At 71.4% G+C, this 21,599-nt stretch carries 22 protein-coding genes; 9 read left to right on the top strand and 13 right to left on the bottom strand.

Translation table 11 applies throughout. The features are described 5' to 3' along the window. Nucleotides 1-59: 59 nt before the first annotated feature. Entirely contained in the window at nt 60-941 is an 882-nt protein-coding gene (locus tag OHB13_RS24925) for a PHP domain-containing protein (protein WP_328378570.1), read from the bottom strand. A gap of 247 nt (nt 942-1,188) precedes the next feature. Continuing rightward, a complete protein-coding gene (locus OHB13_RS24920; RefSeq protein ID WP_266853377.1) occupies nt 1,189-1,824 on the bottom strand; it encodes a DUF6758 family protein in 636 nt (211 codons plus the stop codon). 179 nt (nt 1,825-2,003) lie between these two features. Between OHB13_RS24920 and OHB13_RS24915 the strand changes: the two genes are divergently transcribed. Then, a complete protein-coding gene (locus tag OHB13_RS24915) occupies nt 2,004-3,236 on the top strand; it encodes an MFS transporter (protein ID WP_328378569.1) in 1,233 nt (410 codons plus the stop codon). Between the two features lie 63 nt (nt 3,237-3,299). Here the strand turns inward: OHB13_RS24915 and OHB13_RS24910 are convergent, their stop codons facing one another. Continuing rightward, a complete protein-coding gene (locus OHB13_RS24910) occupies nt 3,300-3,893 on the bottom strand; it encodes a suppressor of fused domain protein (protein ID WP_266853381.1) in 594 nt (197 codons plus the stop codon). A 434-nt stretch (nt 3,894-4,327) separates the two neighbouring features. Here OHB13_RS24910 and OHB13_RS24905 point away from each other — a divergent pair, with 434 nt between their 5' ends. Then, nucleotides 4,328-5,443 (top strand): magnesium and cobalt transport protein CorA, encoded by a 1,116-nt coding sequence (locus OHB13_RS24905; protein ID WP_328378568.1) that lies wholly within the window; start codon nt 4,328-4,330, stop codon nt 5,441-5,443. Nucleotides 5,444-5,488: 45 nt separating this feature from the next. Next, complete coding sequence (locus tag OHB13_RS24900) at nt 5,489-5,998, top strand: hypothetical protein (protein ID WP_328378567.1); 510 nt, start codon at nt 5,489-5,491, stop codon at nt 5,996-5,998. Nucleotides 5,999-6,121: 123 nt separating this feature from the next. Here the strand turns inward: OHB13_RS24900 and OHB13_RS24895 are convergent, their stop codons facing one another. Further along, nucleotides 6,122-6,862: a hypothetical protein gene (locus OHB13_RS24895; protein ID WP_328378566.1), complete on the bottom strand. Its 741-nt coding sequence runs from the start codon at nt 6,860-6,862 to the stop codon at nt 6,122-6,124. Nucleotides 6,863-7,057: 195 nt separating this feature from the next. Here OHB13_RS24895 and OHB13_RS24890 point away from each other — a divergent pair, with 195 nt between their 5' ends. The 3 genes from OHB13_RS24890 to OHB13_RS24880 are packed head-to-tail and all read left to right on the top strand — an operon-like array spanning nt 7,058 to nt 10,095. Beyond that, nucleotides 7,058-8,410: a magnesium transporter MgtE N-terminal domain-containing protein gene (locus tag OHB13_RS24890; protein WP_328378565.1), complete on the top strand. Its 1,353-nt coding sequence runs from the start codon at nt 7,058-7,060 to the stop codon at nt 8,408-8,410. Then, a complete protein-coding gene (locus tag OHB13_RS24885; protein ID WP_266853390.1) occupies nt 8,400-8,918 on the top strand; it encodes a DUF1003 domain-containing protein in 519 nt (172 codons plus the stop codon). The genes OHB13_RS24890 and OHB13_RS24885 overlap by 11 nt, the downstream gene beginning before the upstream one ends. 43 nt (nt 8,919-8,961) lie before the next feature. Next, the gene (locus OHB13_RS24880; protein ID WP_266853391.1) at nt 8,962-10,095 is read left to right on the top strand and encodes an Mrp/NBP35 family ATP-binding protein; all 1,134 of its coding nucleotides are present in this window, start codon (nt 8,962-8,964) and stop codon (nt 10,093-10,095) included. A gap of 153 nt (nt 10,096-10,248) precedes the next feature. Here the strand turns inward: OHB13_RS24880 and OHB13_RS24875 are convergent, their stop codons facing one another. The 5 genes from OHB13_RS24875 to sigE form a co-directional block, all read right to left on the bottom strand. Then, nucleotides 10,249-10,860, bottom strand: coding sequence for a hypothetical protein (locus tag OHB13_RS24875; protein ID WP_328378564.1), 612 nt, complete (start codon nt 10,858-10,860; stop codon nt 10,249-10,251). Between the two features lie 82 nt (nt 10,861-10,942). Further along, the gene (locus OHB13_RS24870; protein WP_266853395.1) at nt 10,943-11,440 is read right to left on the bottom strand and encodes a sec-independent translocase; all 498 of its coding nucleotides are present in this window, start codon (nt 11,438-11,440) and stop codon (nt 10,943-10,945) included. A 102-nt stretch (nt 11,441-11,542) separates the two neighbouring features. Then, nucleotides 11,543-12,622 carry a S1C family serine protease gene (locus OHB13_RS24865; protein WP_328378563.1) on the bottom strand — a complete coding sequence of 360 codons (1,080 nt, stop codon included), beginning with the start codon at nt 12,620-12,622 and terminating at the stop codon, nt 11,543-11,545. 975 nt (nt 12,623-13,597) lie between these two features. Next, the gene (locus OHB13_RS24860) at nt 13,598-14,536 is read right to left on the bottom strand and encodes an anti-sigma factor family protein (protein WP_328378562.1); all 939 of its coding nucleotides are present in this window, start codon (nt 14,534-14,536) and stop codon (nt 13,598-13,600) included. Beyond that, nucleotides 14,533-15,306, bottom strand: coding sequence for an RNA polymerase sigma factor SigE (gene sigE, locus OHB13_RS24855; RefSeq protein WP_203600723.1), 774 nt, complete (start codon nt 15,304-15,306; stop codon nt 14,533-14,535). The genes OHB13_RS24860 and sigE overlap by 4 nt, the downstream gene beginning before the upstream one ends. Nucleotides 15,307-15,445: 139 nt before the next feature. Between sigE and OHB13_RS24850 the strand changes: the two genes are divergently transcribed. Next, complete coding sequence (locus tag OHB13_RS24850; RefSeq protein ID WP_266853401.1) at nt 15,446-16,111, top strand: O-methyltransferase; 666 nt, start codon at nt 15,446-15,448, stop codon at nt 16,109-16,111. 161 nt (nt 16,112-16,272) lie between these two features. Here OHB13_RS24850 and OHB13_RS24845 read toward each other — a convergent pair whose 3' ends face one another. Further along, nucleotides 16,273-16,440 carry a DUF3117 domain-containing protein gene (locus tag OHB13_RS24845; RefSeq protein WP_003966491.1) on the bottom strand — a complete coding sequence of 56 codons (168 nt, stop codon included), beginning with the start codon at nt 16,438-16,440 and terminating at the stop codon, nt 16,273-16,275. A gap of 318 nt (nt 16,441-16,758) precedes the next feature. Here OHB13_RS24845 and OHB13_RS24840 point away from each other — a divergent pair, with 318 nt between their 5' ends. Then, nucleotides 16,759-17,559, top strand: coding sequence for an enoyl-CoA hydratase/isomerase family protein (locus OHB13_RS24840; RefSeq protein ID WP_328378561.1), 801 nt, complete (start codon nt 16,759-16,761; stop codon nt 17,557-17,559). 108 nt (nt 17,560-17,667) lie between these two features. Here OHB13_RS24840 and OHB13_RS24835 read toward each other — a convergent pair whose 3' ends face one another. Further along, entirely contained in the window at nt 17,668-18,261 is a 594-nt protein-coding gene (locus OHB13_RS24835; RefSeq protein ID WP_328378560.1) for a DNA-3-methyladenine glycosylase I, read from the bottom strand. Further along, a complete protein-coding gene (locus OHB13_RS24830; protein WP_266853407.1) occupies nt 18,258-18,587 on the bottom strand; it encodes a DivIVA domain-containing protein in 330 nt (109 codons plus the stop codon). Before OHB13_RS24830 ends, OHB13_RS24835 begins: the two co-directional genes overlap by 4 nt. 115 nt (nt 18,588-18,702) lie before the next feature. Between OHB13_RS24830 and folP the strand changes: the two genes are divergently transcribed. After that, nucleotides 18,703-19,563 (top strand): dihydropteroate synthase, encoded by an 861-nt coding sequence (folP, locus tag OHB13_RS24825; protein ID WP_266853409.1) that lies wholly within the window; start codon nt 18,703-18,705, stop codon nt 19,561-19,563. Between the two features lie 91 nt (nt 19,564-19,654). Here the strand turns inward: folP and OHB13_RS24820 are convergent, their stop codons facing one another. After that, a complete protein-coding gene (locus OHB13_RS24820) occupies nt 19,655-21,571 on the bottom strand; it encodes an SMI1/KNR4 family protein (protein WP_328378559.1) in 1,917 nt (638 codons plus the stop codon). Nucleotides 21,572-21,599: the final 28 nt, after the last annotated feature.

Here is a 21,599-nt window from a genome sequence, read left to right as displayed (position 1 = left end):
GGGAGGGGCGGGCGCCACCTGGCACCGGACCCGCATACGGTCCGGCGGGCGACGCGGCGCTAGGCGGAGTGTCCGCCGGCGCCCGGCACCGGGAACGCCCCGGTCGCGCGCCGGGTGATCTCGCCGTAGACCTCGGGATGCGTCGTACACGCGCCGAGTTCCACGAACTTCCGGCTGCCGTGGTAATCGCTGGAGCCCGTGACCAGCAGTCCCAGATCGGCGGCGAGCCCCCGCAGCCTGGCGCGGGTGGGCTCGTCGTGGTCCATGTGGTCGACCTCGATGCCGTCGAGGCCGCAGGCGGCCAGCTCCGCCATCACGGACTCGGGCACCACCCTGCCCCGCTTGACGGCCTGCGGGTGGGCGAAGACGGTGACGCCGCCGGCCTGCTTGACCAGCCGGACCGCGGTGAAGGGGTCGAGTTCGTGCTTCCCGGCGTACGCGCGGCCACCGTCGGCCAGCCACTCGGCGGTGAAGGCGTCGGACACGGTCTCGACGACCCCCAGCTCCACCAGGGCGGTGGCGATGTGCGGACGGCCCAGCGAGGCGTCACCCGCGATGCGCGCCACCTGCTCCCAGGTGATCGGGACGCCCAGCTCCTGGAGCTTGTGGACCATGGTGCGCGCACGCGGGACCCGGTCGTCCCGTACGAGTTCGCGCTCGCGCAGGAACTCCGGCTCGTCGGGGTCGAAGAGGTACGCGAGCATGTGCAGACCGACGCCGTCGGCCTCCGCGGTGCCGCCGACCCGACAGGAGAGTTCGGCGCCCGTGACGAGGGTCAGCCCCGCGGGCAGTGCCGCGCGGGCCTCCGCGTGGCCGCGGGTCGAGTCGTGGTCGGTGAGCGCGACGACATCGAGTCCGGCTGCGGCCGCGTTGCGCACCAGCTCTGCCGGAGTATCCGTACCGTCCGATGCCGTGGAGTGGGTGTGCAGATCGATGCGCACGACGCGGGACTCCGGAGCTCGGGAACGTAAGACGGTCGGGGACGTAAGACGGTGTCCGCCAGGGGACGCTCAAGGGTAACCGGCATACGGAGCTGTCCGGGCCGGGCCCTTGGCGGCGGGGGATCGCAGCCGCGCCCGGCAGACCTCGACAGCGGGCCCGCTCGCACAAGCCCCGTGCCCACCCCACCGGGGAGCCCGGCCGCGCCACCGGAGAGCCCGGTCGCCCAGGACCGTCAGCCCAGGCCCGTCAGCCCAGGATGCGCGGGGAGAGCGCCCCGCACGGCAGCAGTTCCACTCCCGTGCCCACTTCGCGCAGGTCCGTCAGGACCAGCTCGTCGTACATCAGCAGCCCCGACTGCTCGGGCCAGAGGATCGCCCACAGCCAGAGCCCGCGTGCCTCCCCCGCGAAGACCGCACGGTCGGTGGGCGACTCGATGCGCCAGAGCGGGGTGGGGCGGCCCGCGGCGAGCACCTTGGCCTGCGGGGGTTTGTCCACGTCGATGTACCGACCGGGGTCGGGGCCCTCGATGCCCGCGTACCGCGCGCCGAGCCCGACGCCCAGCTCCTCGGCCACCAGCAGCAGCTCCCCCGGGCCTTCGAGCGGGCCGGGTCCCGAGCAGGCCACGGCGGTCGCACGGCCCCCGCTGCGCTCGTCGCCCGCGCTGACCACGCCGGTGAAGAGCCAGCCGACGGGCAGCGGCCACGGCATCCAGACGGGCACCCGCGCGCGCGAGGCCACCACTTCCAGTGCCTCGACGGTCGGCGGTAGAACCGGCTGCAGCGGATAGACCACGCCGTGCACGTCACACTGCCACGCGTCGGCGAAGAGGCCGGGTGCCCTGACCCGGCCGCCACACTTCGGGCAACTGGGTTCGCCCCTCATACCTCCCAACGGTCCTCCCCGGCGGTCACCACGTCAAGGACGATCACCCGTCCGCCGCGCACACGTGCGGAAACTAGATGCATCTTGCATTTATTAGCCTCACTAATTTATTATGTGTATAACGCAACGATCTGGCGCGACAGTCAGGCGCCAGGACCGACCGAGAGTGAGGGCGTCCCATGCCAGGAGAGGATCCGTTCGACGAAGGTGCCGGAAGCATCCTGCGCCAGCCGATGGCCGTCTGGGCCACGGCGGGAGCTTCGGTCGTGGCCTTCATGGGGATCGGGCTCGTCGACCCGATCCTGCCGTCCATCGCCAAGGGGCTGCAGGCGACACCGAGCCAGGTCTCGCTGCTCTTCACCTCCTACTTCCTGATCACCGCCGTCGCGATGCTGGTCACCGGCTGGGTCTCCAGCCGGATCGGCGGTAAGAAGACCCTGCTGGCCGGGCTCGCCCTGGTCGTGGTCTTCGCCGCCCTCTCGGGCACCTCGGGCTCCGTCGGTGAACTGGTCGGCTTCCGGGCCGGCTGGGGTCTTGGCAACGCGCTCTTCGTCTCCACCGCGCTCGCCGTCATCGTCGGCGCGGCGGCGGGCGGCAGCGCCGCCGCGATCCTGCTGTACGAATCGGCGCTCGGCCTCGGGATGGCCTGCGGGCCGCTGGTCGGCGCGCTGCTCGGAAACGCCAGCTGGCGCTACCCGTTCTTCGGCACCGCGGCCCTGATGGCCATCGGCTTCATCTGCATCTCGTTCCTGCTCAAGGAACAGCCCAAGCCGGCCAGGAAGACATCGCTGCTCGACCCCATCAGGGCGCTCGGCCACGGCGGGCTCGCCTCCGTCGCCGGATCGGCCTTCTTCTACAACTACGCGTTCTTCACGGTGCTGGCCTTCACGCCGTTCGTGCTGAACATGACGCCGTACAAGTCGGGCGCGGTCTTCTTCGGCTGGGGCCTGCTGCTCGCGGTGTTCTCCGTACTCGTGGCGCCCCGGCTCCAGAAGCGCTTCGGCACCCTCAAGGTGCTGGGTGCCTCACTGGTGCTGCTCGCCGCCGACCTGGTGGTCCTCGGCTACGGCAGCCACACGACGGCCATCGTCTGCACGATCCTGTCCGGCGCCTTCATCGGCCTCAACAACACCGTCTACACGGAGCTGGCGCTCGGCGTCTCGGACGCGCCGCGCCCGGTGGCGAGTGCGGGGTACAACTTCGTCCGCTGGTTCGCGGCGGCCGCGGCACCCTTCCTCGCCCCGCACATCGAGGGCTGGACCAACATCCACATCCCCTTCGTGGTGGCCGCGGCCGCCGCGGTGGTCGGTGCGCTGGTCGTCCGGGTACGGCGTACGGCGCTGACCCACGAGGCGGAGGAGCTGGAACCGGTCCACGCGACCGAGGACGGCGTGTCCGCCTTCGTGAACTGAACCGGACGGGCAGTCCAGCAGAACAGAACGGCCGGGTGGTCCGGCGGAACCGAACCGGACCGGTCAGTCCAGCGGAACGGACCTGCGCAGCGGATCGCGCAGGTCCGTTCCGCGTGCCAGCCAGCGTTCCTGGAGTTCCCCGGCGCCGTGCACCCGCTTCCACGCCGCCTCGTTGTCCGTCATCGGCAGCAGCGGCAGAAAGCGGACCGGGTCCAGCGGCGCGTCCAGCTCCAGATCCTCGACCAGCCCGCCGGGCTCGGCGACCAGCACCGAGCTGAACGGCGCGCCGCTCCACAGCGGTTCACCGACGTCGAGCGAGGCGCCCGGAGCCACGATGACGCCCTCCACCTGCGGCGAAGCGGCCAGGACCGCGAGCGGGCGGAGCACCTTGTCGGTGTCGGCGAGTCCGGCACGCACCGAGAGGACCAGCTCCGCGCGCGGCCCCTGCACCGGGTCCGCGAGGGTGGCCGTGGGGTCGGACATGGGGTGTGCGGACATCCCGAGCGTGGCGTAGCGGACGACGGCCGGATCGCGGGCGTCCACGAAGCGCAGCACCTCGATCCGGTCCGTACCGAGGAACGTCACGGCCGCGCGGGCGTCCGGCTCACCCAGCGCCGAGCGCAGTCGGGCTTCGACCAGAGCGAGAACATCTGCCATGAGCCCGAGCATAGAGCGCGTATCGAACGGGCAAAGTGGGGGCTTGACGCTTCAGTCGGCTGATAGTCTTGGCCGCTGGTCAGGGCAGCATCATTGTCCCCCACGGGGGACCGGCCGGAGGAGGTGGGACTGCGATGGATCGAGATCCGAGTCGACCGTGCAGTACAAGCCGCTCTTCCGCGCATTTTCCGTGTTCTCTGTGACCTGAGACCCTGCATACCCGGCCCCAACACCGGGAAACCTCCTGAGTCTCATGGCATTTCGCACGCCGGAAGAGCACCTCGCTTCTGTCTGATCCGTGTCTGTAGCGAACGCCGTCACAGCGACGCCGCGGTTCCGCCCGCTTTGCGGACGTATGAGACCAACACCTCGATACGCCCCCATTCCGGGCAGTGCCACGCCCGCCGACGGCCTCTCCGTGAAGGAGCCCCGCCATGTCGATGATCCGTGACCTGCGCGCAGCGGTCCGTCCCTCCCTGCGCAAGAGCAGCTCCACGCACAGCAATTACGACCCGACCCGCGACCCCTCGGCCAGCAGCGCGGTCGTGGACTGCGCGGTCTACCGGGACGGCGTGCGCGAAGCGGGCAAGAAGTGCCTGACGCCGCGTGAGGCGCTGAAGCGCGCCAACGAGTCCGGCGGTTTCACCTGGATCGGTCTCCATGAGCCGACCGAGGAGGAGTTCTCCGGTATCGCGGCCGAGTTCGGGCTGCACCCGCTCGCGGTCGAGGACGCCGTGCACGCACACCAGCGGCCGAAGCTGGAGCGGTACGACGACACCCTCTTCACCGTCTTCAAGACCATCCACTACGTCGAGCACGCCGAACTCACCTCCACCAGCGAGGTGGTCGAAACCGGCGAGGTGATGTGCTTCACCGGACGGGACTTCGTCATCACCGTCCGGCACGGCGGCCAGGGCTCGCTGCGCGCGCTGCGCCACCGGCTCCAGGAGGACACCGAACTGCTCGCCAAGGGCCCGTCGGCCGTACTGCACGCCATCGCCGACCAGGTGGTCGACGGCTATCTGGCGGTCGCGTCCGCTGTGCAGGACGACATCGACGAGGTCGAGATCGATGTCTTCTCCGAGCCCGCGAAGGGGACTTCGCGCGGCACCGACGCGGGGCGCATCTACCAGCTGAAGCGTGAGGTGCTGGAGTTCAAGCGGGCGGTCTCGCCGCTGCTGCGCCCGATGCAGCAGCTCAGCGAGCGGCCGATGCGGCTCGTCGACCCGGACATCCAGAAGTACTTCCGCGATGTCGCCGACCACCTGGCCCGGGTCCAGGAGCAGGTCGTCGGCTTCGACGACCTGCTCAACTCGATCCTCCAGGCGAACCTGGCGCAGGCGACGGTCGCGCAGAACGAGGACATGCGCAAGATCACCGCGTGGGCCGCCATCATCGCCGTGCCGACGATGATCACGGGCGTGTACGGCATGAACTTCCAGCACATGCCCGAACTCCGCTGGCGGTACGGCTACCCCATGGTGATGGTGGGGATCCTGGCCCTGTGTGTCGGCATCCACCGCACCCTGAAGCGGAACGGCTGGCTCTGAGGAGCCGCACCGTCGGCGCCTGCGCACCGCCCTTACGCTGGGCGCATGACACAGACCTTCCTTGAGCGGGCCCTCGTCGAGGAGGCCACCAAGAAGTCCGGCCTCATCTGGGTGCGGGGCAGCGGGCCGGAGCGGGCGCTCTGGCACGTCTGGCACGACGGCGCCGCGCTGCTCGTCGGGGACGGCCCCGGGGAGCAGCCGCTGCCGGGGCTGGCCGACGGCGCGGCAGCCGAGGTCACGGTGCGCAGCAAGGACAAGGGCGGCCGGCTGGTCGCCTGGAGCGCGGTGACGGCGGAGCTCGCGCCCCGCTCGGACGCGTGGGAGGCGGCCGTCGCCGAGCTCAAGGGCAAGCGGCTGAACGCGCCGGACGGCGAGGCGATGGTGGAGCGCTGGGCGCGGGAGTGCCGCGTGGTGCGGCTCGTGCCGCGCGGGTCGAGCACGGAGCTGCCGGACGGATCGCTCGCCGCCGTCCCCCTGCCCACACCGGCGACGACCCGTCAGGAGATCCCGGCGGGCCTCCCGAAGCTGCTGCTCAAGCGCAAACGCCGCCGGTGACGGGCGCGCCCCCGCGCGTGCCCTGCTGACGGCCCGGCCCGTGACGTCCTTCGCCCGGCCCCGCCACGGCCGGGACCCGGACGCCTCACGCCTCACGACTTACGACTTACGGCCAGGTCCGCCTCACGACGTGGGCAGCTCGTGTCCGTGGTCCACGGTGTCGTCCTTGCCCGGCGCCTTCAGCGTGACGCTCCTGTTCCACTCCGTCAGCCGGAGCGCACCCGCGCCGCCCGCCCGCTCGAACCGCAGCGGGTACGGGGTCCCCTTCAGCGACACATCGAGTGTGCCGCCCTGTCCGCCGCCCCCGGTGACCTGGACCGCCGGGACACCGCCCACCTTGGTCCGGTCGCCCTTGCCCAGCGAGCCGTGCAGCCCCAGCAGCCCGTCGAGCAGCGCGTGCATGTCGGTGAACCCGCGGAACTGCCCGTAGGCGGGGTCCTGCTTCGGCACCTTGACGTATTTGTCGTCGAGCTTGCCCGCGGCGGCGGCGCCGTCCTTGCCGTCGGTCTGCTTCCAGAAGCCCGCGCCGGCCTTCACATAGAGCGCGTCACCGATCCGCAGGAGCGCGAACGTACTGGTCTTCGAGGTGACCGAGCCGGTGCCGCCGTCGGTGGTGAGCCGCATGTTCAGCTGGTACGAGCCGCCCTTGCCGATCAGCGTGCCGGCGACCCGTACCGCCTTGGCCGCGTCCGCCGCCGTGCGCGCCCTGGTCTCGATCTCCTTCGCGGAGAGCTTGCCGACGCCGTTGGTCCCCGCGTCCGGGTCGTCGCCCGAGCAGGCCGCGAGCGAGACCGCCAGAGCGGCGCACAGCGCGCCTGCCAGTCCTGCCCTGCGGGCCCGGGCGGCCGGGGGAAATGCAGCCACGTGCACTGCCTCTCTTACGAGTGTCCTCACCAGGAGACCGCAGCGTACCCGGGTCCGCCGCCCCCACCGGAACAGAGCCATCCGGACCCGCTGCCGGGGCGGCTCGGAGCAGGACGGGCTAACGTGAGGCCCGGACAAGGCGCCGCAACGGCAGCGAAACGGGCACCGTACGGAGCGTACGAAGAGGAGGCGCGGATGGCGGCAGGCGTCCCCCGGATCTTCGTCTCGCACCTCGCCGGAGTCTCCGTCTTCGACCCGAACGGCGACCAGGTCGGCCGGGTGCGCGACCTCGTCGCGATGCTGCGCGTCGGCACCCGCCCGCCGCGGCTGCTCGGACTGGTCGTCGAGGTGGTCGGCCGCCGCCGGATCTTCCTGCCGATGACCCGGGTCACCGGTATCGAGTCGGGACAGGTCATCACCACCGGCGTGGTCAATGTGCGCCGCTTCGAACAGCGCCCCACCGAGCGGCTGGTCCTCGGCGAGCTGCTCGACCGGCGGGTGCGGCTGACCGGCACGGACGAGCAGGTGACCGTCCTCGACGTGTCCGTGCAGCAGCTCCCGGCCCGCCGCGACTGGGAGATCGACAAGGTCTTCGTACGGAAGGGGAAGGCCGGCGCGCTGCGGCGCAAGGGCGAGACCCTGACCGTCGAGTGGTCCGGCGTCACCGGCTTCTCGCTGGAGGAGGAGGGGCAGGGCGCGGAGAGCCTGGTCGCCACCTTCGAGGAGCTGCGCCCGGCCGACCTCGCCAATGTGATGCACCACCTCTCGCCCAAGCGCCGGGCGGAGGTGGCCGCCGCCCTCGACGACGACCGGCTCGCCGACGTACTGGAGGAACTGCCCGAGGACGACCAGGTGGAGATCCTCGGCAAGCTCCAGGAGGAGCGCGCCGCCGACGTGCTGGAGGCGATGGACCCGGACGACGCCGCCGACCTGCTGAGCGAGCTGCCCGAGGAGGACAAGGAGCGGCTGCTGACGCTGATGCGGCCGGACGACGCGGCCGATGTGCGGCGGCTCCTCTCCTACGAGGAGCGGACCGCGGGCGGTCTGATGACGACCGAGCCGATCGTGCTGCGCCCGGACGCGACGATCGCCGACGCGCTGGCCCGCGTACGCAAGGAGGACCTCTCCCCCGCGCTGGCCGCGCAGGTGTACGTGTGCAGGCCGCCGGACGAGACGCCGACGGGCAAGTACCTGGGCGCGGTGCACTTCCAGCGGCTGCTGCGCGATCCGCCGTTCACCCTGGTCGGCGCGATCGTCGACAGCGACCTGCCGCCGCTGCCGCCACAGGCCACGCTGCCGGTGCTGACCAGCTATCTCGCCGCGTACAACCTGCTCGCGGCGCCCGTCGTGGATGAGAGCGGCTCGCTGCTCGGGGTGGTCACCGTCGACGACGTGCTCGACCACCTGCTGCCGAGCGACTGGCGCGAGACCGACTTCCACCAGGAGTCCGGGGTGCCCGACGACCGGCCGGTGGAGGACGACCGGCCGGTGGAGGACGACCGCCCCGCCGAGGACGACCGCCCGGCGGAGGCCGCCGATGACCGCTGAGCCGACGTCCAGGGGCCGTCTCGACCAGCCGCTGCAACCGAAGCGGCGCTGGCTGCCGGAGTACGACCCGGAGTCCTTCGGGCGGACATCGGAGCGGGTCGCGCGGTTCCTGGGGACCGGGCGGTTCATCGTCTGGATGACGGTCGTCATCGTCATCTGGGTGGTGTGGAACACCTGGGCGCCGCACGCGCTGCGCTTCGACCCGTTCCCCTTCATCTTCCTGACCCTGGTGCTCTCGCTCCAGGCGTCGTACGCGGCCCCGCTGATCCTCCTCGCGCAGAACCGCCAGGACGACAGGGACCGGGTCAATCTGGAGCAGGACCGCAACCAGAACGAACGGTCCATCGCCGACACCGAGTACCTCACCCGGGAGATCGCCGCGCTCCGGATGGGCCTGGGCGAGGTCGCCACCCGTGACTGGATCCGGTCCGAACTCCAGGACCTGGTGAAGGACATGGCGGAGCGGCGTCAGATATTCCCGCGGGAAAGTGACGAAGCCGACCACTGACCGCTCTTTCCCGGGCCCGCTGTGGGCGCCGTACCATCGACGCATGGCTATGGAAGACGCGGTGCGTGAAGCACTGGCGACAGTGAACGACCCCGAGATCCACCGTCCGATCACCGAACTCGGCATGGTCAAATCGGTCGACATCGGAGCGGACGGGGCGGTCGCTGTCACGGTCTACCTCACCGTCTCCGGCTGCCCGATGCGCGAGACCATCACCACCAACGTCACCGACGCGGTCGCCCGTGTCGAGGGTGTGACAGCGGTCAGCGTCGAGCTGGACGTGATGAGCGACGAGCAGCGCAAGGAGCTCGCGACCTCGCTGCGCGGCGGCACAGCGGAGCGCGAGGTGCCCTTCGCCAAGCCCGGCTCGCTGACCCGGGTGTACGCGGTCGCCTCCGGGAAGGGCGGCGTCGGCAAGTCGTCGGTGACGGTCAACCTGGCCGCCGCGCTGGCCGCCGACGGCCTGAAGGTCGGCGTGGTCGACGCGGACATCTACGGACACAGCGTGCCGCGGATGCTCGGTGCGGACGGCCGGCCGACCCAGGTCGAGAACATGATCATGCCGCCGTCGGCGCACGGCGTGAAGGTCATCTCGATCGGCATGTTCACCCCGGGCAACGCCCCGGTGGTGTGGCGCGGGCCGATGCTGCACCGCGCGCTCCAGCAGTTCCTGGCGGACGTCTACTGGGGCGACCTCGACGTGCTCCTGCTCGACCTGCCGCCGGGCACCGGCGACATCGCGATCTCGGTGGCGCAGCTCGTGCCGAACGCCGAGATCCTGGTGGTCACCACCCCGCAGCAGGCCGCGGCCGAGGTGGCGGAGCGGGCCGGCTCCATCGCGGTGCAGACGCACCAGAAGATCGTCGGTGTCGTCGAGAACATGTCGGGCCTGCCCTGCCCGCACTGCGACGAGATGGTCGACGTCTTCGGTACGGGCGGCGGGCAGAAGGTCGCCGACGGCCTGACGAAGACCACCGGGGCGACCGTGCCGGTGCTCGGCTCCATCCCGATCGACGTACGGCTGCGCGAGGGCGGCGACGAGGGCAAGCCCGTCGTGCTGACCGACCCCGACTCCCCGGCGGGCACCGCGCTGCGCGAGATCGCCAACAAGCTGAGCAGCCGCCAGCGGGGTCTGGCGGGCATGTCGCTCGGGGTCACCCCGCGCAACAAGTTCTAGGTCCTGTCCGGCCGAAGGGGACACACACGCACACCCGGGGGCGGTCCGCTTCGGCGGCCGCCCCCGGGTGTGTTCCGCAGTCGCGGTGTACGGCCGGCTGTGGTGCGGTTCTGTCTCTTGTCCGGTCTGTCTCGTGTCCGGGCCGCTGTCGCGTCAGACGTACGTGGTGATGTCCTTGACCACGGCGAAGCCCAGCCCGTACGCGCTCATCCCGCGCCCGTACGCCCCCAGGTGGACCCCGGTCGCGGTGGCCCCGGCCAGCACCCAGCCGAACTCGGTCTCCCGGTAGGCGAACGGCGTCGGCACCCCGTCCACCGGCAGCGTCAGCTCCGACCACTCCGGGCCGGACAGGTCGTCCGCCAGCTCGAACGCGGCCTCGGTCTGCTGGTCGAGCCAGTCGTCGCGCAGGGAGTGGTCCAGCTGCGCGGGCCAGGTGCAGGCCAGCAGGCCGGAGCCCGCGAGCCAGGCCGCGGAGGAGACCGTGGTGGCCTCCAGCACGCCCGTACCGTCGCCGCTGCGCCGCACGGGGCTGGACGCGATGGTCACCACGGCTGCGAAGTGTTCCTTGTCCGGTTGTGCGTCCGGTCTGACAGCCGGCTCGTCACCGTGTCCCAGGGAGCCGTGCTGGACCGCGCGGTCCGCCGCGACGCCCACCTGCATCAGCCGCCGCGGGCCGGTGAACGCCTCGTCCAGTCCGTACCAGGAAAAGGGCGCCCTCAGATAGTCGTCGACCGCGTGGGTCCCTGTCCGACTCGTCGTCTCCATGTGCCGGCCGCCTCCTCGATCCTCAGCGTCCGAAGCGGCCCACCCCCACGGGCGCCCTCACTGCCGGACAGATGGAGAATACTCAGGTGGCGTCGGCGTCGAACGGCGGACGCACTTCGGTGTCGACCGTCACACTCTTCTTCTGCAGGTCAGGGCCGCTCTTCTTCAGCAGATCCGGGCCTGTCGATGAGCCATTGGCACTACTCGGGGCGATCTCGGCCGCGGTCTCCGTGTCACTCCCGTCGGCGATCGACCTGCCGTTCACCACGTCGGTGATCTCGGAGATCTCCTTCTTCAGGTCGAAGCTGCTGCGGATCTCCTTGAGCCCGAGCTCATCACTGCCGTCCATGAGCTGCTTGCGCACGAACGTCTTGGGGTTCAGGTCCTCGAACTCGAAGTCCTTGAACTCGGGGCCGAGTTCGGTGCGGATGTCCTCCTTGGCGCTCTCGGAGAACTCGCGGATCTTCCGGATCGTACGAGTGACGTCCTGGATGACCTTCGGCAGCTTGTCCGGGCCGAAAACAATCACGGCGAGGACCACGAGCGTCACGATCTCAAGGGGGCCTACGTCATTGAACACTTTTGCTCCTGGTGTTCTCCGCGGCCCGCAGGTCGGGGTGTGGTCCGGGCCCCGACCACGGTACCCGGCGAAGATGTCCGGACGGTACCTTCCGCCGGTCTTTCATGTGCCGTCGGCCGATCCAAGAGTCAAGGTCACAGGCCGGTCCCGGCCGTCCCGGCGGACGGTGAGGGCCAGCTTGTCGCCCGGCCGGTGCGCCCGGATCCTGACGATCAGATCCGGTGCGCTGTGCACCGGTTCACCGTCCACACCTGTGACGATGTCCCCCGCCTCGATGCCGGCGGCGGCCCCCGCACCCCCCGCTGCCACGGCCGCGCCGCCGTCGTTCGCCCGGTCCGCCACGCGGGCACCGTCACCCGCGTACTTCATGTCGAGTGTGACACCGATCACGGGGTGCGCGGCCCTGCCGTTGTTGATGAGCTCCTCCGCTACGCGCTTCGCCTGGTTGATGGGGATCGCGAACCCGAGCCCGATCGAGCCGCCCTGACCGCTCTCGGAGTCCGAGCTGCCGTCGGCGGCGCGGATGGCGCTGTTGATGCCGATGACCTGGGCCCTGGCGTCGACCAGCGGGCCCCCCGAGTTGCCCGGGTTGATCGGGGCGTCGGTCTGGAGCGCGTCGACATAGCTGACGTCGCTTCCGTCGTTCTTGCCGCCTCCCGAGGTGATCGGGCGGTCCTTGGCGCTGATGATGCCGGAGGTCACCGTGTTGGGGAGGTCGAAGGGGGCGCCGATGGCGACGACCGGGTCGCCGACCTGCACGTTGTCGGAGTTGCCCAACGGCAGCGGGGTGAGCCCGGCGACCCCGCTGACCTTGACCACGGCCAGGTCGTAACCGCTGTCCCGGCCGACGACCTGAGCCTTGGCGGTCTCGCCGCTGCTGAACGTGACGGTGATGTCGCCGGCGGATCCTGCGGGTTCGACCACGTGGTTGTTGGTGAGGATGCGCCCCTCACGGTCGAGGACGAAACCGGTACCGGTGTCCGCCTCGCTGCTTCCCCTCACATGCAGGGTGACGACGCTGGGCAGCGCGCTCGCCGCGATCCCGGCCACGGTGCCCCGCGCGCGGGCGGGGCTCTCCTTGGCGGCCTGCGGGAGCCGGACGTCCGCGAACGAGCCGTTCAGTACGGAGTACGCGCCGAGACCGCCGCCGATGACACCGGTGACCAGCGCGACCACCACCATGACCACGACCGTTCCGCGTCGGCGCCTCTCCCTGACCGGCGGCGGAGGCGGTGACGGGGGCGCGCCCCACGGGTCGTGGCGCAGCCACTGCGAGGGCTGCTGTACGGGGAACTGGACCGGCTGCTGCGCGGGCTGCTGCCCCGGCTGGTGCGGTGGTTGTGAGTGGGGCGGCTGTGGGTGGTGCGGTTGCGAGTGGGGTGGCTGTGGGTGGTGCGGTTGTTGTGGCGGGAGGGGCTGGTGATGCGTCTGCGGTATGTGGTGCTGCGGAGGCTGCACGGCACCCGTGTAGGGCGGTGGGATGTGAGTGCCACCGGCGGGGGTGGGGACGGGCCGCTGGACGGGCGGTGCGGGGGCCCAGGGGCCCGGACCACCGTAGGGCGGGGTGCCATAGGGGTCCGGGTCGTGCAGCGGGCGTGGGCGACCGGCAGGGCCGTCGCTCCGTACGGGCGGCGCGTGGGTACCGCTCGCCGGGGCCTCCGCGGATGGCAGGGGCTCCGCAGGTGCCGGCGGCTCCGCAGGTGCCGGCGGCTCCGCAGGTGCCGGCGGCTCCGCAGGTGCCGGCGGCTCCGCAGGTGCCGGGGCCTTCCCGGATATCAGGCGCTCCGCAGACGCCGGCGGCTCAGCAGATGCCGAGGCCTCATCGGATGCCCGCGGCTCGGCCAGGGGCAGCGGGTGGGCCGGCGACGGCTGGGGCTGGGCGCGAGGTTCGGACTCCAGCGGGGGCAGCGGCTCGCGCAGAGGCGATCCGGCCCCGGATATGTGGGGTGACACGACCCCGGCCGGAGTCCCGTCGGCCGGCGGGTGCGGCAACGGCGGCGCGGGACGTCCCGCCGCAGGGCTGCTCCACCACTTGACGTCCGGCCCGGTGGGCTTCCCGTCGTCCATGCTCTCCCCGCACCTGCCCCGCGCTCCGCGTGCCCTGTGGCGGGCAGCCTTTCAGGGATTCAACCAGGTTTCCAGGTGTCCGGAGCCCGCTCAGTGCCCGGCAGAAGCCGGCAGACCCGAGGCCCCCGGAGCGGCCAGCGGGGCCGGTGGCGGCGTGGTCGTGGGGCTTGCCTGCGCGCTCGGCCGGGCGGGCCCGGGCGGGGTGGCGGCCATCGGAGGACGTATGGCGGACAGCGACGACACGGTGACCAGGGGCGTCGTGAGCGAGTACAGGGACTGCCGGGCCGGACGGGCGCCGGATGCGGACGTCGAGTGCCGTCCGGCGAAGGCGGTGGGCAGGACCGGGGGCCGTCCATCGTTGGTCAGCCGGGCGCCGTCGCCGCTGCGGCGGCGGTTCAGGTCCGTCCCGATGCCGACCGGGTCGGTGGCACTCATCGGGGTCACGTTGTTGGGCGGGCCGTCCGTGTGCACCGGGGCTTCCGCGCCGTCGAACGGCAGCGTGCCGCCCAGTGCGATGGCGGCCAGCGAGAACGCGCTGGCGGCCGCGAACGCGAATCTCCGTCCCCGCCAGGCCGACCGCTCCTGATCGCTGCGGCCCACGGGGTGGACCCGGAATCCGCCGGCCGGGCCGCTGTCCGGAATCGTGGTGGCGTGCGGTCCGGCGGGCACATAGCCGAAGGTGTCGATCCGGGGGTCGGACGAGCGCCCGTCCGACGACCGGGCAGGTCCGAAGATCTCGTCGGCGAAGCGGCCGCCGAAAGGTCCACGCCGACCGGGGTCGTCGGCGCCGGGTCCGCCGGGCAGCCCCTGGAGGCGGGCGAGCAGTCCTTCGGAGGGCGGCGGGGGCGCGGTCTCGGCGAAGACGCTCTTCAGCCGGCGCTGCGCGTCAGCTTCGGTCTTGCACTTCGCGCAGGTGGCCAGGTGCGCGAGCACCCGCTCGCGGGCGTCGTGCTTCAGCTCACCGTCGACCAGTGCGGCGAGCCGGTCCCCGAGGTGCTGCTCGGCCGGGGTCGGACTGGATCCACTCACGCGGTCCCATCCTCTCCATCCAGGCCGGGAGCCACCCCGGCCAGCGCGCGCTGCTCGGCGCGACGGGCCTCGGGCGAACGGTGCTTGAGAGCCTTGCGCAGGTGGGAGCGGCCGCGGTGGATCCTGCTGCGTACGGTGCCGAGCTTGACGCCCAGCGTCGCGGCGATCTCCTCGTACGACAGCCCCTCGATGTCGCAGAGGACCACGGCCGCGCGGAACTCCGGAGCGAGGGTGTCCAGCGCCTGCTGGACGTCCGCGTCGAAGTGGGTGTCGTGGAAGACCTGCTGCGGCGACGGCTCACGGCTCGGCAGCCGCTCGGCAGCGTCGTCCCCGAGGGCGTCGAAGCGGATCCGCTGCTTGCGGCGGACCATGTCCAGGAAGAGGTTGGTGGTGATGCGGTGCAGCCAGCCCTCGAAGGTGCCCGGGGTGTACGTCGACAGCGAGCGGAAGACGCGGACGAAGACTTCCTGTGTGAGGTCCTCGGCGTCGTGCTGGTTGCCGGTCAGGCGGTAAGCGAGCCGGTAGACCCGGCCGCTGTGCGTACTGACGATCTCCTCCCACGAGGGCGGAGTCCATGTCTGCGCGTCCGCGTCTGAGGCGAAGGTCGCGGTCTGTACGGAGTCAGCAGCGCTGGAGCTGTCAGCAATGTCGGTCACGGATTTCGGCTCACCCGCCGACCTGAGAAAGCGCCGCAGCACTCCTCCCCGATCCACAGGCGCAGCCGCACCTCCCCTGTCGGCTCTGGTGGTGTCCAGTGGAGCCCCTACCATAGCCACCTCGCCCGTTAGCTCCGGATAAGCCTGATTGCCGGACTGATTGCCGGAATCCTCGTACATCCGCATCCCCCCTGCCCTCCTACAACGCCCGGTCCCATCTGCGGGTTCCCGGGCGCAGCGGATACAGTCACGAGTGCGCCAACTACGGGGACAGGAGAGGGCCATTACCGCCAACCGGCAGACGAGCTGGGCCTTCGCCGACGCTTTTGTCGCCGAGGACGAAGCCCTGCGCTGGGCCCGTGACCGGGCCCGCGACTCAGGCCTGCCCTCGGTCTCGCCAGGCACCGGAGCGGCGCTGCGGCTGCTCGCCGCCACCACGGACGCGAAATCGGTGGCCGAAATCGGTACGGGCACCGGCGTATCGGGCATCTATCTGCTGCAGGGAATGCGCCCGGACGGCGTGCTGACCACCGTCGACCCGGAGCCCGAGCGCCAGGGCTTCGCCCGGCAGGCGTTCCGCTCGGCCGGCTTCGCGGCGAACCGGTCGCGCTTCATCCCCGGCCGCGCTCTCGACGTACTGCCGCGCCTCGCGGACGGCGGGTACGACCTCGTGTTCTGCGACGGCGACCGGCTGGAGTCGCTCGACGTGCTCGCTGAATCGTTGCGTCTGCTGCGGCCCGGCGGACTGGTGTGCTTCGAGGGGGTCTTCGCGGACGGCCGCACCGTCGACTCCGCCGCCCAGCCCGCCGAAGTGCTGCATCTGCGGGACCTGCTGCGCACCGTGCGCGAGAGCCAGGAGCTGCTGCCCTCGCTGCTCCCGGTCGGCGACGGGCTGCTCTGCGCCGTACGCCTGGGCTGACCCGACGGCCGTCCCGGAAATCCGCCACCGCCGCAGACACCCGGACCGACGCGCCGCGAACACCACGCCGCGGAAGATCACGCCGCGGAAGATCACAGCGCCAAACACCACTGCCCCGGCCGGAGCCGGGGCAGTGGAGAGAACAATGGGGGGCGTCCGCGTCAGCCGACGACCTTCTTCAGCGCGTCGCCGAGTGCATCGGCCTCGTCCGGAGTCAGCTCGACAACGAGTCGTCCGCCGCCTTCGAGCGGAACGCGCATGACGATGCCCCGCCCCTCCTTGGTCACCTCGAGCGGGCCGTCGCCCGTCCGCGGCTTCATGGCCGCCATGCTCGTTCCCCTTCCTGAAACCAGCTCATCGCAGCCGACAACCCAGGTGTCACCGGCATCGAACATATTGCTTCCCAGCCATTATCCCGCATCCCAGGACCCGATGACCAACATCGGTCTGCATCGCTTGCGCAACGCACTTCCCCAAAACCACTCAATTCGGCGTTCCCCCTGCGATACTGCGCCGCCTCGTCCACCATTCTTGACCAGCATTGTTTGACGCAGGTCACATGTTCGCCGCTGATGATCTCCGGCATGCTGAGCTGCGGACGACGAATCAGCACCATCAGCAGCCGACAACCAGCAGCGGAGGGCCCCATGGCGGACACCGTGCTCTACGAGGTGACCGACGGACTCGCGACGGTCACCATCAACCGTCCCGACTCCATGAACGCGATGAACACCGAGGCGAAGGTCGCCCTGCGCGACGCGGTACGGACCGCGGCTGCGGCCTCCGACGTACGGGCCGTACTGCTCACCGCCACCGGGCGCGCCTTCTGCGTCGGGCAGGACCTCAAGGAGCACATCTCCTCGCTGACGGCCGACCGCGAGGCGGGCACCGGGCGCACCATGTCCACCGTGCAGGAGCACTACAACCCGATCGTGCGGGCCCTCACGGAGATGCCGAAGCCGGTCGTCGCCGGGGTCAACGGCGTCGCTGCGGGGGCAGGGCTCGGCTTCGCGCTCGCCGCCGATTACCGGGTCGTGGCCGACACCGCGAAATTCACCACGTCGTTCGCGGGTGTCGCGCTCACCGCGGACTCGGGCGTCTCCTGGACGCTCCCCCGGCTGATCGGCCAGAGCCGCGCAGCCGATCTGCTGCTGTTCCCGCGCTCGTTCGGCGCGCAGGAGGCGTACGAGCTGGGCATCGCCAACAAGCTGGTGCCGGAGGCCGATCTGGCGTCGGAGGCGCTGACCGTGGCCCGCGCGCTCGCCGACGGCCCGACGGTCGCGTATGCGGCGATCAAGGAGTCCCTCGCTTACGGAGCCGGCCACCCGCTCCGCGAGGCTCTGGAGAAGGAGGACGAACTCCAGACGCGTGCGGGGGCGTCGGAGGACCACCTGATCGCGGTCGAGGCCTTCGTCGGCAAGACGAAGCCGCGGTATCTGGGGCGCTGAGCACCGCCGCCGCGGGGCAGCCCTCGGTACGGGCCGGCCGGCCGCGCGGATCAGCCCGCCGGTACGCGCCGGCCGCACCCCCGGATCAGCCCGCCCCCGCCGGCGGTGTCAGCCGCCCGTGGAGGTCCGCCCGGCGAAGCAGTCCGCCAGGTGGTCGTCGACCAGGCCGCACGCCTGCATCAGGGCATAGGCCGTGGTCGGGCCGACGAAGCGCAGGCCGCGTTTTTTGAGTGCCCCGGCCAGCGCCGTGGACTCCGGCGTCACCGCGGGGATGTCGGCGATGCGGCGGGGCGCCCGGCGGGTGGCCGGATCCGGGGCGTACGACCAGATCAGCTCGTCGAGTACGCCGGGCTCCCAGCCGGCGAGCTCCCGGGCGTTGGCGAGGGTCGCGTCGATCTTGGCCCGATTACGGATGATCCCGGGGTCGGCGAGCAGCCGGCCCCGGTCTCCGTCGGTGAACGCGGCCACCGCGGCGATGGAGAACCCGGAGAAGGCCTTACGGAATCCCTCACGGCGGCGCAGGATGGTGATCCACGAGAGCCCCGACTGGAACGCCTCCAGGCAGAGCCGCTCGTACAGCGCGTCGTCGCCGTGGAGCGGACGGCCCCACTCGCTGTCGTGGTACTCGACGTAGTCCACGGTGGACACCCCCCACGGACAGCGCAGCTTCCCGTCGGCTCCCGGGACGGCGTCCGAGGTCATCGCCCCGGGTCCTCGTCGTTGACGGCCGCTGCCCGCGCACCGGCGAGCGCCGCTTCCAGCTCGGCGATCCGCGCGTCGCGCTCGGCCAGTTCGGCGCCCAGCCTGCCCAGCACGTCGTCCACGTCGGACATCCGGTAGCCGCGCACCACCATGGGCAGCCGCAGCGCCTCGATGTCCGCGCGGCCGACCGGGCGGGCGGCGGGCAGCGGATCGACGGGCAGTTCGGGGGAAGCATCGGACAGTACGGCGCCGTCACTGCCGCCGATCACCGCGAGAGTGACCGCGGCGACCACCACGACCATCGCGATCAGCAAGAACCAGAACACGAGTGAGCCTCTCCCCGGATAGCGGAACCGTGCGGATCCGATCGTGCCATGCGTACCTGGCCGTTAGGGTCGCAGGCGACTCAGCGGGTGAATTCAGAGGGTGAGGAGCAGGCGGATGCTGCGGTTGGGACGGCGCGAGTTCGACGCGCACGAACCGGTGATCATGGCGATCGTCAACCGGACCCCGGACTCGTTCTACGACCAGGGGGCGACCTTCCGCGACGAGCCGGCGCTCTCCCGGGTGGAGCAGGCGGTGTCCGAAGGGGCGGCCATCATCGACATCGGCGGGGTCAAGGCGGGCCCCGGCGAGGAGGTGACGGCCGAGGAGGAGGCGCGGCGTACGGTCGGTTTCGTCGCCGAGGTGCGGCGGCGCCACCCCGATGTGGTGATCAGCGTGGACACCTGGCGCCACGATGTCGGTGCGGCGGTGTGCGAGGCGGGCGCGGATGTGCTGAACGACGCGTGGGGCGGGGTCGATCCGGAACTGGCCGCTGTCGCCGCCCGGTTCGGCGCGGGCCTGGTCTGTACGCACGCGGGCGGCGCCGAACCGCGTACCCGGCCGCACCGGGTCACGTACGACGACGTCATGGACGACATCCTGCGGGTCACGGTCGGCCTCGCGGAGCGGGCGGTCGCGCTGGGCGTCAGGCCCGACGGGATCATGATCGACCCCGGCCACGACTTCGGGAAGAACACCCGGCACTCGCTGGAGGCCACCCGCAGGCTGGGCGAGATGACCGCGACGGGGTGGCCGGTGCTGGTCTCCCTGTCCAACAAGGACTTCGTGGGCGAGACGCTCGACAAGCCGGTCAAGGAACGGCTGCTCGGGACGCTGGCCACGACGGCGGTGTCGGCGTGGCTGGGGGCGCAGGTGTACCGGGTGCACGAAGTGGCCGAGACCCGGCAGGTGCTGGACATGGTGGCGACGATCGCGGGCCACCGGGCGCCGGCGGTGGCCCGGCGGGGGCTGGCCTAGGGACTGTCCGTCCTCTGCGACTGAGCGCTCTGCCCGGCCTGTCCGGCCGTGCAGAGCGCTCGGTCCACTCGTCATGTGCGCGGGCCGGACGTCAGCCCATCGTCACCGTCAGGTACGTCTCCCCGGAACCGGGCGGGCGTGTCCAGGACACCGACTCGAAGGAATGCAGTCGGCCCTCGGTCAAGGCGAGGCGTGGCAGTGTGACGCCGTACCCATCCGCGATGGCGTCCAGCGCACGAACCGCTGCGGCCGCATGGGCAGCCATGTCCGGGGGGCCGAAACCCAGGACGGCCGGGTCCAGTTCGGCCGGGATGGCGCCGGAGCTGTCCTCCACAGCTCCGGCCCGCACCGTGAACGCGTACAGCGGCGCCCCGCCCCGGGCGACCGAGACATGGAAGAGCGGGGCGGGCCGGTTCCACTCGCTCCACACCACGATCGCCCGGCCGCCGCCCGCGGAAGCTGCCTGCGCGGGAGAGACGAACCGGTCGCTGGAGAACCTGGCCGGGGACTCCTCCAATCCGAAGCTCCAGCCCGCTCCCGCCCGTCCGACGCTGAGCAGCGCCTTGTCGTCGTAACTGGAGAAACTCCGCTGACCGGGCCGGTGGTGACCGCTGACGTCCCAGCATCTCAGCGGTGGGGAGAGCGCGGTGCCGGGCGACGAGCCGAGGAGTCCGGGCAGCTCGTCCGGGGCGGCCCCTTCGACCAGGACCATGCGGTAGTCGCACGGCGACGACTGCCCCGGTCGCAGTCCTCCGCCGCGTACGAGCCAGGACAGGCCGCCCGGGTCCTGGTCGCGGGCGGGGACCGGAGCCGGCCCCTGCTCGCCGCCGCGCGGGGTTGCCAGCAGCTCCAGTCGCCGCTCGGCGGTGAGCACGGGAGCGAGCACGGGGTCGGCGAGCAGACCCACCGGGGCGATGTGGTCGGGGCCGAGCGGCTCCCACATCGGGACCACGGTGCGCAGGATCCGCCAGGCGGCGTCGGTGTCGCCCCAACGGGCCAGTTCGCGGGCCTCGTCGACCGCCTCGCCGAACGCGCCGCCCGGCCGGTAGCGGAACGTCCCCTCGGCCATCTCGCGCAGGATGTCCGCCGCGGCCCGCGCGGTCTCGGGGAAGCGGTCGGCGTCGGCGAAGGACAGGCCGTCCACGGAGCGGTGGCTGCCGAGCAGGTCGGCGGCGTGCAGGGGGAGCAACTCGGTGAGGAAGCGGGGGTCGCTGGGGTACGGTGGCCGCCGGCCCGCCCCGTACGGCCCGCCCAGCTGTCCGATCTGGTGCAGCAGCTCGGTCGCGCGCGGCCGGCCGTACCGCTGGGCCTCTCTCAGCAGTCCGGCCGCCTCTCCGTAACGGCCGCGCAGCGCCGCGATCCGGGCCCGGTCCACAGCGGCGTCCTGGGCGCGCGTCGTCCCGTTGACGAAGGCGGCGGCGCCCCGCTCCCCGTCCCGGCCTGCCTCCAGGTGGTGGAACTCCTGGTGCATGGCGACCATGAAGTCCGCGAACGACGGGTACCGCTCGGGGTCCGAGGCCCGCCAGGACGCCCACACCCGCACCGCCCACTCGCCGTCCGGCCCGACGTCCTCCGGGTCGAGCAGCACATAGGTGGCGTCCGACTGGACATCCAGCTGGAGCGCGCGGGACCACAGGCCGACCTGCGCGCGCGTCTCCTCCGGGTTGTCCTCGTCGCCCCAGAACTCGTCGTGGTCCTCACCGAGACCGCTCGCGTCCTCGTGCCAGTGGGCCTCGCGGGTGCCTGCCAGCATCCAGACGAAGCCGCCCGCATGCCGCCAGCCGTCACTGACCCGTAAGAACTCCCGGTAGGACGGCGGTATTTCGCATCCGAGCCGCGCCTCCATGCGGGCGATGTCCGTATCGGTGGCGGGCGCGGCCCCGAGCCATCTGCGCTGTTGGTCCTCCAGGTCGTCCGGGCTCAAGTCCACCGAGCTGCCCTGGGCGTCGGCCCACTCCTCGCTCCACCGGGTGAGGAACTGCCGCCAGTCGAAAGTCTTCGCATCCATGCCGGTGAATGCTTCCACCGGGCACTGA

This window comes from Streptomyces sp. NBC_00440 (genome assembly GCF_036014215.1).
In the GTDB taxonomy this organism is placed as follows: domain Bacteria; phylum Actinomycetota; class Actinomycetes; order Streptomycetales; family Streptomycetaceae; genus Streptomyces.
The sequence above is the reverse complement of the archived record's forward strand: the minus strand, read 5'-3'. Positions and strand labels throughout refer to the sequence as shown.